Below are 14590 nucleotides of genomic sequence, written 5' to 3'. Positions count from 1 at the left end.
TAAAGTAAAAAAGGAGGTACTTTCCTTGAGAAAGAATCAGAAAGGCAGTAAGCGCAAAAGGCTGCTGTCTAAAAAAGAACCTCAGAAAATGGAGCGCTCACGCTATTTAAACGTACTGCTATATGCTGGTTTAGCGGCCATCCTGTTTGTGGTGCTCTTCTTCCATGTAAAGCCTGAATCGCTCGACCTAGATTTGTTTTCAGTGAGCGAACAGACCATCTATTCTCCGTCTACCGTTGATGACCAAGAAGCTACAGAAGAAAAGAAACAAGAAGCAACGGATCAAGTGGAAGACCAATATACACTCAAAAAAGCGTATTCTGATAATCGTGTTGACCTCATTTCATCCCTCTTTGAAGCCATTAAAGAGGAGAAGAAAGCAGCAGCTGATGACAAAGAGAACCCGCCAACAGATCAAGAGATGGTGAAGCGTGTAAAAGAGAAACTCACAACCGATATGCAGGAAGCTGTTTCGGATCAATCGATTAAAGCGTTGCTCCAAGCAAGTGACGAAAATCTTTCTTTTACAAAAGATTCCATCATCACAGTGGTCAATTCTCTCATGAGTAAAGAAATCACAGCTTCTAAGCTGCAAGATGAAAAGAAACAAGTGAAAGCAGAGCTTGAAAACAATTCGATTCCGTCAAAATATTTAAATGCAGCGAAAGAAATTGGTGAATTTGCGATTATTCCAAACTATGTATTTGACCCGGTGGCAACAGAGAAGAAAAGACAAGAAGCAGCTGATAATATCCAGCCGGTTCAAATCAAGCAAGGGCAAATTTTAGTGGAAGAAGGAGAGCTCATTGACCGCGAAGTGTATCGCAAATTAGAACTGACCGGCCTTTTAAACAGTTCCAATTTGTTTAAGCCTGTAAGCGGTCTTATCATCTTAATCGGTCTTTTCTTAGCGGCGATTGTCCACTCACTGGAATCGCGGAAAAAGTCGCTCGTCCATAAGAATAAATCGTTACTGCTGTACTCGCTCATTTTCACCATTATTTTAATCATCATGGAAGTATTCAGTCTCTTCCAGGAAACCAAATATACAACCATCGGCTACGTCGTGCCTGTGGCACTTGGTACGATGCTGATTAAGCTGCTGATCAATGAGCGGCTGGCGATCTTCTCCGGCCTTGTATTTGCCCTTTGCGGCAGTATGATGTTTAATCAAGGAGTAACAGGCGTCTTTAACTATGTCATCTGTGCTTATTATCTAATAAGCGGGATGGCGGGGATTTTATTTTTGAGAAAACATAATGCGAGATCGAAAATTTTGCAGGCGGGGCTTTGGGTAGCTTTGGTGAATGTACTTGTTGTGCTGTCCATTACGCTGATTCAAAATTCTTCTCCATCAGGGCTTGAAATAGGTGTGAACCTCATCATGGCGATTGTGTCAGGGTTTGCATCGGCTATTTTGGTTATTGGGTTAATGCCAGTCTTTGAGAGCATGTTTGGTATTCTTTCGACCATGAAGCTTATTGAATTATCGAACCCGAATCATCCGCTGCTGAAAAAGATCTTAACAGAGACGCCAGGTACATATCATCATAGTGTCATGGTGGCGAATTTAGCGGATGCTGCATGTGAAGCAGTCGGTGCAAATGGATTGTTAGCAAGGGTTGGAGCTTATTATCATGACATTGGAAAAACGAAAAGACCCCAATACTTTATTGAAAACCAAATGAACATTGATAATCCGCACGACAAGCTTTCTCCTCAGCTGAGCAAGAATATTATTATTGCCCATACGACAGATGGTGCTGAAATGCTGAGAGAAAAGAAGTTTCCAGAGGAACTTGTGGACATTGCAGAACAGCATCACGGAAAGTCTCTGCTGAAGTTCTTTTACTATAAGGCAAAAGAACGGGATGATCAGGTGACAGAAGAAGAATTTCGTTATCCTGGTCCAAAACCGCAATCGAAAGAAGCGGCCATTATTTCTGTAGCTGACAGCGTGGAAGCGGCGGTTCGTTCGATGCATAATCCAAACCCTGAGCGGATTGAAAAGCTTGTGAAAGGCATTATTTCAGATAAGATGCAGGATGGACAATTTAGTGAATGTGATCTGACATTTAAAGAATTAAATATTATTAGCCAAACAATTTGTACAACATTAAAGGGGATTTTCCATTCTCGGATTGAATATCCAGATGCCCCGAAGCAGAAGGTGAAGTAAATGACATTGTTAATCGATTTAATAGATGAAACAGGACAAGTAACGAAAGAGCAGCTTGAAGAAGTGGAAAAGCTTCTTCAATTTGCTGCGGATGCCCTTGAGGTAAAAGATCAAGCGGAAGTATCAGTGTCGATCGTTTCGAATGAGGAAATTCATCAAATTAATAAAGAATACCGAGGAAAAGATGCACCAACAGATGTGATTTCATTTGCACTTGAGGAAGAAGGCGAAGGGGAAATTGAAATCATTGGTGCTGATGACATTCCGCCAGTACTAGGTGACATTATCATTAGTGTTGATCGAACGAAAGAGCAAGCAGAGGAATATGGACATTCCTTTATGAGAGAGCTAGGATTTTTAACGATTCATGGTTTTCTTCATTTGCTTGGTTATGATCATATGACAGAAGAAGATGAAAAAGAAATGTTCGCCAAACAGACAAAAATTTTGGATGATTATGGCCTTTCGAGATCATCGTAAGAAGCGAACGCCGCTTGTCCGTTTTTTTCGGAGTTTTTATTATGCATTTAGAGGAATATGGCGAACTTTCTTGAATGAACGGAATTTTCGATTCCACACAGTCGCAGCCATCATCGTGGTGATTTGCGGCTTTTGGTTTCACATTCATCCGGTTGAATGGATGATCATTCTGCTTTTATGCGGCGGGATGTTTGCGTTAGAACTTGTGAATACAGCGATTGAACATACAGTAGATCTTTTCACAGAAGAGAAGCATCCTCTTGCTGAGAGAGCGAAGGACGCCGCAGCAGGCGCTGTTTGCGTTTACGCCGCCATTTCGGTTATGATTGGGTTGATCATCTTCTTACCGAAGATCATGCAATAGAACAATATTACTATTTATTAACATTTTTAGAAATGGGCGTGAAAATGTCACGTGAATTATGTAAAATATAAATGTGACAGTGGTACCATTTCTTCTGAAAGTGGGAACTAGAATGAACAAACAAGAGTTGATTTCAGAAGCAGTCAAAGCAAGAGATTTTGCATATGTACCCTATTCTAAATTCAAAGTCGGTGCAGCATTATTATCGCATGACGGAAAAGTGTATGGCGGCTGCAATATTGAAAATGCAGCATATGGTATGTGTAATTGTGCGGAAAGAACAGCACTTTTTAAAGCGTACTCAGAGGGCATCACATCTTTTCAAATGCTTGCAGTAGTGGCTGATACAGATCGGCCTGTTTCACCATGCGGCGCATGCAGACAGGTCATTTCAGAGCTATGTGCACCTGATATGCCAGTGATTCTAACGAACTTAAAAGGACATATATACGAAACGACAGTAAACGAACTATTGCCAGGCGCATTTTCACCGGAGGATTTAAATGACTAACGAAAGCTTCAAATCAGGATTTGTATCAATTATTGGAAGACCAAATGTAGGGAAATCGACCTTTCTTAATCGTGTAATTGGACAAAAGATTGCGATTATGAGTGATAAGCCCCAAACGACTCGAAACAAAGTGCAAGGTGTTCTGACAACGAACACGTCACAAACGATTTTTATCGATACACCAGGAATTCATAAACCGAAGCACAAACTTGGCGATTTTATGATGAGGGTGGCTCAAAATACACTCAAGGAAGTCGACCTGATCTTGTTTATGATCAACGCACAGGAAGGCTATGGCAAAGGTGATGAATTCATCATTGAACGACTAAAGCAAACATCGACACCGGTGTTCCTTGTCGTCAATAAAATTGACCAAATTCATCCGGATGAACTGTTCCTTTTAATTGATGAATACCGCACACGTTACCCATTTAAGGAAATTGTGCCAATTTCAGCACTTGAAGGCAACAACATTGATACGCTTCTTCAGCAAATTGAAGGTTATCTTCCAGAAGGCCCTCAATTTTATCCGGCAGACCAAGTAACAGATCACCCAGAGCGATTTATTATTTCTGAATTAATTCGTGAAAAAGTGCTGCATTTAACGAGAGAAGAGATTCCTCACAGTATTGCGGTTGCGATTGAATCGATCAAGCCAGATGAAAACGGCAAGATTCATGTTGCAGCGACCATCGTCGTAGAACGTGATTCACAAAAAGGAATTGTGATTGGTAAGCGCGGCAGCTTATTAAAAGAAGTGGGACAAAAAGCGCGCAGAGACATTGAAGCACTTTTAGGCTCAAAGGTGTATTTAGAGCTTTGGGTAAAAGTGCAGAAGGACTGGCGTAATAAATCCACACACCTTCGTGATTTCGGATTTAGAGAAGACGAATATTAAAAACCGATACAGTTGTTAGTAGATCTGACAATGGTGCGGTTCGATTAGTAAAAATTGTTTATCATGAAATGGAGGTAGCCTGGTCAAGATAAAGTTAATATGTTGGATGTAGCGTTGCTGCTTCTAATAAAGAAAGGTGGGGTTTTTATGTTGAATTTTACATGGAACGTATTTTCACAAACAGGAAGCGTTGACACGTATCTGCTTTTCAAAGAGTTAGAAAAGGAGAACCTGGAAAGACCCGATGTACTTGAAGAAGAAATAGCACGACTTGATTTTCCAATCTTATAATTCTTGACCCCCTCCAATGCTCGGAGTGTAGACAAATGCTCATTAAAAGTGAAGGAATCGTCCTTAGAACAACAGATTATGGCGAAACAAACAAAATTGTCACGCTGCTCACTAGAGAACATGGGAAAATTGGTGTGATGGCAAGAGGCGCTAAGAAATCGAACAGCCGCCTGTCAGCCATAAGCCAGCCGTTTTTATACGGAACCTTCCTGATCCAATCATCAACAGGACTTGGAACGCTCCAGCAAGGTGAAATGATGGAAAGCATGCGAACCATTCGGGAAGATTTATTTCTGACCGCATATGCCGCATATATGACAGAATTACTTGATAAAGGAACAGAAGAAAAGAAGCCAAACCCTTACTTGTTTGAACTTCTTCTTCAATCTTTACGCCATCTCAATGAAGGCACAGATGCTGATATTATTTTATTTATCGTAGAGGTTAAAATGCTGTCAGTAATGGGGTTGAAGCCTGAACTGGACCAATGTGTACACTGCGGTCAAAAAGAAGGGCAGTTCCATTTCTCAATTAGAGATAACGGATTCATCTGTAAGCAATGCTTTTCTAAAGATCCATATAAACTGCCCTTATCCCCAGCAGCAGCAAGACTGCTCCGTTTGTTTCATTATTTTGATTTATCAAGGCTTGGTCAGGTTGACGTGAAACCACAAACGAAACAAGAAATTCGTCAAGTGCTCGATCATTATTATGAAGAGTATTCAGGTCTTTATTTAAAATCAAAAAAATTCATGAATCAAATGGAATCCATGAAAAAACTAATGGACGGTGAAAACAAAAGTTGACATCTCTCGTGACTTTTTGTAAGATCATCTAAGATCAAATATGTTGCATTGACAGAAAGAAGTACTTACGTATCAGCCATAAAAGCGACCTTAGGGCGGTGTGAGCTAAGGATGGACACGTAACGAAAGGCATTCTTGAGCAACGTAAAACAAAGCGGCTGGGTGCTACGACACCAGCAAATAGGGTGGAACCGCGGGAAAAACTCTCGTCCCTATGTTTGCAAGGAACCTTGTGAGCATAGAGACGGGAGTTTTTGTGTTTTGCAAAAAGGTTCTAGGCCCCACCGCCATACATAGCGGATGGTGTAAAAAAGATGGAGGTGCGATCATTGAATATTCAAGACATGATTTTGACACTGCAAAAGCATTGGTCAAATGAAGGCTGCGTATTAATGCAGGCATATGACACAGAAAAAGGTGCTGGAACGATGAGTCCATACACGTTCCTCAGAAGCATTGGGCCAGAGCCATGGAAGGTAGCTTATGTAGAACCTTCAAGACGCCCGGCTGACGGCAGATATGGAGAAAACCCAAACAGATTGTATCAACATCATCAATTTCAAGTGATCATTAAGCCATCACCTGACAATATTCAAGAACTGTATCTAGAATCATTGAAGGCGCTTGGCATTGACCCACTGAAACATGATATTCGTTTTGTTGAAGACAACTGGGAAAACCCATCTCTTGGCTGCGCAGGACTTGGCTGGGAAGTTTGGCTTGATGGAATGGAAATTACGCAATTTACGTATTTCCAGCAAGTCGGCGGTTTAGAATGTAAGCCAGTTTCTGTTGAAATCACATACGGAATTGAGCGTCTTGCTTCTTACATCCAAGACAAAGAAAATGTGTTTGACCTTGAATGGACAGATGGCTTTACTGTAAGAGATTTATTCTTAATGGCTGAATACGAGCATTCTGTGTATACGTTTGAAACATCTAATACGGATATGCTGTTCGATTTATTTACAACATATGAAAAAGAAGCACATAGCCAAATGGACAAAGGGCTTGTTCACCCGGCATATGATTATGTACTCAAATGTTCTCACACATTTAACCTGCTTGATGCCAAAGGCGCGATTTCTGTGACTGAGCGAACAGGTTATATAGGAAGAGTACGTCAGTTAGCGAGAAAAGTAGCCAAAACATATTACGAAGAACGAGAAAAACTAGGATTCCCTATGCTAAAAGAGGAGGCGGCTTCTCATGAATAAACAAGATGTATTACTTGAAATCGGCTTAGAAGAGATGCCGGCTCGTTTCATGCCAGAAAGCACAAAGCAGCTAGGTGACAAAGTAAAAGCTTGGTTCGTAGCGCAAAATATTTCATTCGAAGACGTTGCTTTATTTAATTCACCAAGACGTCTAGCTGTACTCGTTAAAGGTGTTGCAGAAAAACAAGAGGACATCAAAGAAGAAGCAAAAGGACCGGCTAAAAAGATTGCTCAAGATGCTGAAGGCAATTGGACAAAAGCTGCCGAAGGTTTTGCCCGCGGACAAGGCGCTTCAACTGATGATCTGTATTTCAAAGACATCAAAGGTGTGGATTATGTCCATGTCCAAAAGTTTCAAGAAGGAAAACAAGTCAAAGACCTTCTTCCAGCATTGGGGGACATTGCCGCTTCATTGAGTTTTCCAAAGAACATGAGATGGGGAAGCGAAGATTTACGCTATATCCGTCCAATTAAATGGATTGTTTGTTTATTTGGTCAAGAGATCATTCCTGTCGAAATTGCAGGAGTGAAAAGCGGACGGGAGACTAGAGGACATCGTTTCCTAGGAACGACAGCCAGCATTGACACACCAGCTTCTTATGAGCAAACATTAAGAGATCAATTTGTCATTGTAGATTCCGATAAAAGAAAACAATTAATTACTGAGCAATTACATGCGCTTTCTTCCGAAAAAGGCTGGGTCATTCCAGTTGATCCTGAGCTTCTAGAAGAAGTGAACGATCTCGTTGAATATCCAACCGTTCTATTTGGTTCTTTTGAAGAAGAATTTCTTGCGCTGCCGGAAGAAGTGCTTGTCACGACAATGAAAGAGCATCAGCGTTATTTCCCAGTGAAAAATGAACAAGGGGAATTACTGCCGCACTTTATTACGGTCAGAAACGGAAACAGTGAGGCACTTGAAAATGTGGCAAGAGGGAACGAAAAGGTCCTTCGTGCACGTTTATCAGATGCGGCATTTTTCTATAAAGAAGACGAAAAACTCGTCATTGAAGACAACATTCAAAAACTTGATAAAGTCGTATTCCATGAGAAACTTGGCACGATTGGCGACAAGCTGAAAAGAGTAACAGACATTGCCGTTCGCCTTGCTAGTCATGTGGGTGCAGATGAAGAAACGTCTAAACGCGCTGCAAGAGCAGCCAGTATTTCTAAATTTGACCTTGTGACTCAGATGGTCTATGAATTCCCAGAACTGCAAGGAATCATGGGTGAAAAATATGCTAGAGCACTTGGCGAGCATGAAGAAGTGGCAGAGAGTATCAACGAGCACTATATGCCGCGTTTTGCCGGTGACGATGCGCCGTCAACACTTATTGGGGCGATTGTTGCAGTGGCGGATAAGCTAGATTCTATTTGTTCATTCTTCTCAATTGATGTCATTCCAACGGGCTCTCAAGATCCTTATGGATTAAGAAGACAAGCGAGCGGTATCGTTCAAATCCTGCTAGACCGCCAATGGAATCTTTCATTTAAAGAGCTTTTAGCACTAGCTCAAGTAGATGCAAAACATGAAGCGGCTCTCATTGAATTTTTAACACACCGTTTGAAATATGTCCTCCAAGCAGAACATATCCGTCATGACGTGGTGGAAGCAGTCCTTGATGTTGAAAATATTGAACCATATGCGGTTGTGAAAAAAGCGGCTGTTCTTGAAGAGAGCGTGAAACAGGAGAGTTTCAAAGAAACGGCTGAGGCACTAGGCCGCGTCATTTCAATCAGTAAAAAAGGGGAAGACGCACAGATTCAGCCTGAACTGTTTGAAAATGAACACGAACAAAAGCTATTTGAAGCGTATCAGCAAGCGGAAAAAGCCGTCAACGAGTATATGGCAAAAGGTCAGTACCAATCAGCACTTGAAGCGCTAGATACATTAAAAGCACCAATTGTTCATTATTTCGACCATACCATGGTTCATGCCGATGATGAAAAACTGAAACAAAATCGTTTGGCACAAATGGTCAAACTTGCAAAAGTCATTCAATCATTTGCGAATATGAACAATTTAATTGTAAAATAAATACCTAAGAACGGTTGCCTTTTTCGAAGGGCAATCGTTTTTTACTCATTTAATTCACGGTTTTTGAGTGGATTTTTGTTTCATTCGGACGAAGATGCGCTATAATATGATGAGTTATGAAATTGATATACATAAAGTAAGGATTCGCTCTCTCTATTTAAAGGTGGTGAGTACAATCGAGTTAAATAAACGGCAAGAGCAGATTTTACAGATTGTCAAAGAGAATGGTCCGATCACTGGAGAGCATATCGCCGATCGGCTGAACTTAACAAGGGCTACCCTCAGACCGGATTTAGCCATTTTAACGATGTCTGGCTTTTTAGAAGCAAGACCAAGGGTCGGCTACTTTTTTACAGGCAAAACAGGCACGCAGCTTCTGGCAGATAAGCTGAAAAAACTTCAAGTGAAAGATTTTCAGTCCATTCCGGTCGTGATACACGAGAATGTTTCGGTTTATGATGCGATTTGTACGATGTTTTTAGAGGATGTGGGTACATTATTCGTTGTGGACGATCACTCTATTTTAACAGGCGTGTTATCAAGAAAAGACCTCCTTCGAGCAAGTATTGGGAAACAAGAGCTTCCATCTATACCTGTCCATATTATTATGACAAGAATGCCGAACATTACCGTTTGCCGCAAAGAAGATTTTATTATGGATGTGGCCAAGCACTTGATTGAAAAGCAAATAGATGCACTTCCTGTTATAAAAGATACGGATAAAGGCTTTGAAGTGGTCGGCAGAATTACGAAAACAAACATGACGAAAATACTGGTTAGCTTATCAGAGAACGAAATTATCTAATTACAGAAGACTGCGAGGGGATGTTATGAGTAATCGCGTAATTTTTGTTGTATCAGATTCAGTAGGAGAAACGGCAGAGCTCGTGGTCAAAGCGGCACTTAGCCAATTTGATGGCGGCTCATCCGACCATTCAAATATTAGAAGAATCCCATATGTAGAGGATGTCGGTACGATTAAAGAAGTGATTTCATTGGCGAAAGCAGATAATGGGATCGTTTGCTTTACTCTTGTTGTGCCAGAAATGCGCCAATTCTTAATAGAAGAAGCAGAAGCGAATGGCGTCGTGTACTATGACATTATCGGTCCACTTATTGATAAAATGGAGACGGCATATGGAAATGAAGCGAAACATGAGCCAGGTCGTGTACGTCAATTAGATGAGGACTATTTTAAAAAGGTAGAAGCCATTGAGTTCGCTGTGAAATATGATGATGGCCGGGACCCAAGAGGTATTCTAAAGGCTGATATTGTGCTGATTGGTGTATCGCGTACGTCTAAGACACCACTTTCTCAATACTTAGCACATAAACGCTTGAAGGTAGCAAACGTTCCGATTGTTCCTGAAGTTGATCCGCCAGAGGAGTTATTCTCAGTTGATCCCAAAAAATGCATTGGCCTGAAAATTAGTCCAGACAAACTAAATCATATCCGTAAAGAACGTTTAAAATCACTCGGTTTAAATGACCGTGCCATTTATGCGAATATCGAGCGGATTAAAGAGGAACTAGAATATTTTGAAAAAGTGGTTGACCGCATTAACTGTCAAGTTGTTGATGTATCGAATAAAGCAGTTGAGGAGACAGCAAATGTCATTCATCAAATGCTGACCAAAAGAGGTTCCGAATAAACTCAGGATGCTCCTCCTGGGTTTTTCCTATGGTGGGAAACGGGTAATCAAAAACAATAGCATATTTGCTGCATTTGTATTATAATAAAAAATTGTGATAAAATGATTGATTTTAGGTTTAAGTTAAGTCAAGAACGAATAAACTAATATTGGCAGAAGTCAAGTGATTCTGAACATAACTTTTCGACAAAATGAGTTTTACTGTTGATTGCTTTATGGGGGAAAAGTATGGTCTTTTTGCTTCTCTAAAGCAGGAATAAGGTGGAGGGATGGAGAATTAGTCACCTGAATGAACGTAAAAAAGAAAGAACGATTTATGTCGATGCAGATGCTTGTCCTGTAAAAGACGAAATCCTTTCTGTCGCATCTCAATTTCAAGTACCTGTGACTTTCATTGCTTCATATGAGCATTTTCAAACCAAACGATCACCACTTGAAGATTGGCGGTTTGTTGATACACATAAGGAAGCAGCAGATTTAGTCATTGCGAACTTAGCTGTCAAGCACGATATTGTTGTCACCCAGGATATTGGTCTGGCCTCCTTACTGCTTCCAAGACAAGTCATTGTTCTGTCTGAAAGAGGACGAATGTACACAAACGAAACAATTGATTTTGATTTGGAACGCAGGCATGTTTCCAGTAAACAGCGAAGAAAAGGTGTATACGGAAAAGGTCCCAAAAAGCTTTTAGAAGAGGATAAAAAGCGATTTATTGCCCAACTACAAAAAATCCTGTCGAATCATGAAGGATTTTTGAATTAAAAGGCGAATAATGTACGACGGAGTGTTATTAGGATGAGCAAACGTATACCAGATGAACTTTTGGAGCAAATCCAAAAAAACGCAGACATTGTCGAAGTGATTGGAGAATACGTACAGCTTAGAAAACAAGGTCGGAATTACTTCGGTCTTTGTCCATTCCATGGTGAAAATACTCCTTCATTCTCTGTTTCAGCAGATAAGCAAATCTTCCATTGTTTTGGCTGTGGTGCAGGAGGTAATGTATTTTCGTTCCTCAGACAAATGGAAGGCTACTCATTTATTGAAGCCGTTTCACATGTTGCTGATAAGTACCATATTGATTTGCCGGATCATGTAGCGAATGCGCAGATCAGTTCCTCACAGCAAGAGGATACAGCAGATCATAAAATGATTGAGGCGCATGAGCTTCTTAAGAAATTTTACCACCATTTGCTGGTAAATACAAAGGAAGGTCAAAACGCACTCGATTATTTAAGGTCCAGGGGCTTTACGGATGAAACAATTGCCAAGTTTGAGATCGGGTATGCTCTCGACTCGTGGGATTTCGTGACCAAGTTTTTAGAAAAACGAGGGTTTGATCCTGCGATGATGGAGAAAGCTGGTCTTTTGATTCAACGAGAAAACGGCACAGGTTTTTTTGACCGCTTTAGAGATCGTGTCATGTTTCCAATTCATGATCATCACGGGACGGTCGTCGCTTTTTCTGGAAGATCACTTGGTGATCAGCAGCCAAAGTATATGAATAGTCCTGAAACGCCACTTTTTCATAAAAGTAAGCTGCTTTATCACTTTCATGACGCGCGTATGCATATTAGAAAACGCGAACGTGCAGTCCTTTTCGAAGGATTTGCTGACGTCATCTCGGCTGTCACAAGTGGTGTTGGCGAAAGTGTTGCAACAATGGGTACGTCTTTAACAGAAGAGCACGTAAAGCTTCTTAGGCGGAACGTAGAAGAGATCATTTTATGTTATGACTCTGACACGGCCGGGTATGAAGCGACCATGAAAGCATCAGATTTGCTTGGAAAAAGAGGATGTAAAGTTCGCGTTGCCATGATACCAGATGGACTTGATCCAGATGATTACATTCGTAAATATGGCGGCGAGAAATTTAGGAATGACATCATAGATGCAAGTGTGACATTAATGACATTTAAGATGAATTTTTTCCGAAGAGGAAAGAATTTGTCTGACGAAGGAGACCGCCTGACTTACATGAAGCAGGTTCTCCGAGAAATCAGCCGATTAAACGGTTCCTTGGAACAAGAGATTTACATGAAGCAGCTGGCCGGGGAGTTCTCCATTTCACTTGACTCATTAAAGGAGCAATTGGAGCTTTTTGAAAAGCAGCAGCGACAAGAGGCCAAGAGCTCGCAAGAAGAAAATGGGCTTGAAAAGCGGCGTGCACATCTGTCAACACAGGTAAGACGAAAACGTCTAAGGCCGGCATATGAAAACGCAGAGCGAATGCTCCTTGCACATATGTTGAAAAATGATGACGTGATCCGAAAAGTGCTTGATAGGATAGGGTTTGAATTTAATATAGATTCGCACAGAGCGCTGGCAACATACATTTATGCATTGTATGAAGAAGGCAAGGAGCCGACCCCGCAGCATCTTATGAACCGTATAGAAGATGATGTGATCAATCAGCTCCTGACGGATATATTCATGATTCAAGTTGGAGACGAACTAAGTGAAGCTGAATTAAGTGATTATGTAAAAAAAGTGTTGAATCATCGGAATTTGTCAATGATAAAGGAAAAAGAACTAGAACGTGCAGAAGCGGAGAGGCAAAAAGATTTCTTCAAAGCGGCAACACTTGCAAAAGAAATTATTCAGTTGAACCGTTCGCTGAAGTAATACGTCTACTATTTATGACAAGACTTACGGCTGGCAATGAATCCTTTAATGGGAGGAGCATAAGACCGCAAGCATCTTGCCTTCATCATTATTTATTTTATTCCTATTTGCTCATTCTGTTTGATAGAGAGAGAAAGGCAGAGCAGAAGCAAATCGCAAGTTACTTTAGAATTCGTTGCAAGCTTTGGAAGGAGGGATCCATAATGGCTGATAAACAAGCCCACGAAACTGAAACTGAATTAACCTTTGAACAGGTGAGAGATAAGCTCACTGAAACGGGTAAAAAACGGGGCGTTTTAACATACGAAGAAATTGCAGAGCGTATGTCTAGCTTTGAAATTGAATCAGACCAGATGGATGAATACTATGAATACTTAGGCGAACAGGGTGTAGAACTCATCAGTGAAAATGAAGAGACTGAAGACCCAAATGTTCAGCAGCTGGCTAAGGCAGAAGAGGAATTTGACCTGAATGATTTAAGCGTACCACCAGGCGTCAAAATTAATGATCCTGTTCGTATGTACTTAAAAGAGATCGGGCGCGTCAATTTGCTATCTGCTAAAGAAGAGATTACGTATGCTCAAAAGATTGAAGAAGGCGATGAGGAATCAAAAAGAAGATTAGCGGAAGCGAACCTTCGTCTCGTTGTCAGCATTGCGAAACGTTATGTTGGTCGTGGTATGCTGTTCCTTGACTTGATTCAAGAAGGAAACATGGGGCTCATGAAGGCGGTTGAGAAGTTTGATTACCGCAAAGGATACAAATTCTCAACATATGCGACATGGTGGATTAGACAGGCGATCACACGTGCGATTGCCGATCAGGCGAGAACAATCCGGATCCCGGTTCATATGGTGGAAACCATTAATAAATTAATCCGTGTTCAAAGACAGCTTCTACAAGATCTAGGTAGAGAACCAACGCCAGAAGAAATTGCGGAAGACATGGATTTAACACCAGAGAAAGTAAGAGAAATTCTTAAAATTGCGCAAGAGCCAGTATCTTTAGAAACACCTATTGGTGAGGAAGATGACTCGCATCTTGGTGATTTTATCGAAGACCAAGAGGCGACTTCTCCATCAGACCATGCTGCCTATGAGCTCTTAAAAGAGCAGCTCGAAGATGTATTAGATACGCTAACGGACCGTGAAGAAAATGTGCTGAGACTGCGTTTCGGACTAGATGACGGAAGAACACGCACATTAGAAGAGGTAGGAAAGGTGTTTGGCGTAACAAGAGAGCGTATTCGCCAAATTGAAGCGAAAGCTCTTCGTAAATTAAGACACCCAAGCAGAAGTAAACGATTAAAAGACTTCTTAGAATAGAAACCGGACGGATCTTGAGAGAGATCCGTTCTTTCTTCATCAAAATGAAAACGCTTTTTTGATCTGATTATATTTTACTGAATAACAAATGAATTTGCAACGTTCTTAGAGAAAAGATGTATAAAAAATACATCTAAATGTGCTGAAGGCTTCTTTTCTCATTTTGAATCATTTTTGTCTAATCTGTGAACTTGACCAAAGTTT

General features: G+C 40.9%; 14 protein-coding genes. All 14 read left to right on the top strand.

Features of this window, described 5'->3' with window-relative positions:
- Positions 1-64: 64 nt before the first annotated feature.
- The 14 genes from ACNO7B_RS11640 to rpoD all read left to right on the top strand — a co-directional run bounded on the left by ACNO7B_RS11640 (position 65) and on the right by rpoD (position 14386).
- On the top strand, positions 65-2179 hold the full coding sequence (locus ACNO7B_RS11640; RefSeq protein WP_370539207.1) for an HD family phosphohydrolase: 2115 nt from the start codon (positions 65-67) through the stop codon (positions 2177-2179).
- Positions 2180-2659 (top strand): rRNA maturation RNase YbeY, encoded by a 480-nt coding sequence (gene ybeY, locus ACNO7B_RS11635; protein ID WP_017358013.1) that lies wholly within the window; start codon positions 2180-2182, stop codon positions 2657-2659.
- A complete protein-coding gene (locus ACNO7B_RS11630; protein ID WP_008342413.1) occupies positions 2637-3023 on the top strand; it encodes a diacylglycerol kinase family protein in 387 nt (128 codons plus the stop codon). The genes ybeY and ACNO7B_RS11630 overlap by 23 nt, the downstream gene beginning before the upstream one ends.
- A 112-nt stretch (positions 3024-3135) precedes the next feature.
- Positions 3136-3534 (top strand): cytidine deaminase, encoded by a 399-nt coding sequence (locus ACNO7B_RS11625; protein WP_008342410.1) that lies wholly within the window; start codon positions 3136-3138, stop codon positions 3532-3534.
- Complete coding sequence (gene era / locus ACNO7B_RS11620) at positions 3527-4432, top strand: GTPase Era (RefSeq protein ID WP_007501305.1); 906 nt, start codon at positions 3527-3529, stop codon at positions 4430-4432. The genes ACNO7B_RS11625 and era overlap by 8 nt, the downstream gene beginning before the upstream one ends.
- A 147-nt stretch (positions 4433-4579) precedes the next feature.
- Complete coding sequence (locus tag ACNO7B_RS11615; RefSeq protein WP_008342408.1) at positions 4580-4723, top strand: YqzL family protein; 144 nt, start codon at positions 4580-4582, stop codon at positions 4721-4723.
- A 35-nt stretch (positions 4724-4758) separates the two neighbouring features.
- The gene (gene recO / locus ACNO7B_RS11610; protein WP_008342406.1) at positions 4759-5529 is read left to right on the top strand and encodes a DNA repair protein RecO; all 771 of its coding nucleotides are present in this window, start codon (positions 4759-4761) and stop codon (positions 5527-5529) included.
- A gap of 329 nt (positions 5530-5858) precedes the next feature.
- Positions 5859-6746, top strand: a complete 888-nt coding sequence (gene glyQ / locus ACNO7B_RS11605) for a glycine--tRNA ligase subunit alpha (RefSeq protein ID WP_003217487.1) — start codon at positions 5859-5861, stop codon at positions 6744-6746.
- Positions 6739-8784 carry a glycine--tRNA ligase subunit beta gene (gene glyS, locus ACNO7B_RS11600; RefSeq protein ID WP_417901526.1) on the top strand — a complete coding sequence of 682 codons (2046 nt, stop codon included), beginning with the start codon at positions 6739-6741 and terminating at the stop codon, positions 8782-8784. Before glyQ ends, glyS begins: the two co-directional genes overlap by 8 nt.
- Positions 8785-8950: 166 nt before the next feature.
- Positions 8951-9589 carry a helix-turn-helix transcriptional regulator gene (locus ACNO7B_RS11595; RefSeq protein WP_024423017.1) on the top strand — a complete coding sequence of 213 codons (639 nt, stop codon included), beginning with the start codon at positions 8951-8953 and terminating at the stop codon, positions 9587-9589.
- 25 nt (positions 9590-9614) lie between these two features.
- On the top strand, positions 9615-10436 hold the full coding sequence (locus ACNO7B_RS11590; protein WP_008342399.1) for a pyruvate, water dikinase regulatory protein: 822 nt from the start codon (positions 9615-9617) through the stop codon (positions 10434-10436).
- A 261-nt stretch (positions 10437-10697) separates the two neighbouring features.
- Entirely contained in the window at positions 10698-11198 is a 501-nt protein-coding gene (locus ACNO7B_RS11585) for a YaiI/YqxD family protein (RefSeq protein ID WP_008342395.1), read from the top strand.
- Positions 11199-11231: 33 nt separating this feature from the next.
- Complete coding sequence (dnaG, locus tag ACNO7B_RS11580) at positions 11232-13061, top strand: DNA primase (protein ID WP_008342393.1); 1830 nt, start codon at positions 11232-11234, stop codon at positions 13059-13061.
- A gap of 203 nt (positions 13062-13264) precedes the next feature.
- On the top strand, positions 13265-14386 hold the full coding sequence (gene rpoD / locus ACNO7B_RS11575) for an RNA polymerase sigma factor RpoD (RefSeq protein ID WP_008342392.1): 1122 nt from the start codon (positions 13265-13267) through the stop codon (positions 14384-14386).
- Positions 14387-14590 lie beyond the last annotated feature (204 nt).

This window comes from Bacillus sp. AK25 (assembly GCF_048270685.1).
Lineage (GTDB): Bacteria > Bacillota > Bacilli > Bacillales > Bacillaceae > Bacillus > Bacillus altitudinis.
This window is presented reverse-complemented; position numbering and strand designations above follow the sequence as displayed.

Coding starts and splice junctions, on each gene's coding strand:
- ybeY (WP_017358013.1), top strand. CDS start 2,180: ATGACATTGTTAATCGATTTAATAGATGAAACAGGACAAGTAACGAAA.
- ACNO7B_RS11630 (WP_008342413.1), top strand. CDS start 2,637: ATGGCCTTTCGAGATCATCGTAAGAAGCGAACGCCGCTTGTCCGTTTT.
- ACNO7B_RS11625 (WP_008342410.1), top strand. CDS start 3,136: ATGAACAAACAAGAGTTGATTTCAGAAGCAGTCAAAGCAAGAGATTTT.
- era (WP_007501305.1), top strand. CDS start 3,527: ATGACTAACGAAAGCTTCAAATCAGGATTTGTATCAATTATTGGAAGA.
- ACNO7B_RS11615 (WP_008342408.1), top strand. CDS start 4,580: ATGTTGAATTTTACATGGAACGTATTTTCACAAACAGGAAGCGTTGAC.
- recO (WP_008342406.1), top strand. CDS start 4,759: ATGCTCATTAAAAGTGAAGGAATCGTCCTTAGAACAACAGATTATGGC.
- glyS (WP_417901526.1), top strand. CDS start 6,739: ATGAATAAACAAGATGTATTACTTGAAATCGGCTTAGAAGAGATGCCG.
- ACNO7B_RS11590 (WP_008342399.1), top strand. CDS start 9,615: ATGAGTAATCGCGTAATTTTTGTTGTATCAGATTCAGTAGGAGAAACG.
- dnaG (WP_008342393.1), top strand. CDS start 11,232: ATGAGCAAACGTATACCAGATGAACTTTTGGAGCAAATCCAAAAAAAC.
- rpoD (WP_008342392.1), top strand. CDS start 13,265: ATGGCTGATAAACAAGCCCACGAAACTGAAACTGAATTAACCTTTGAA.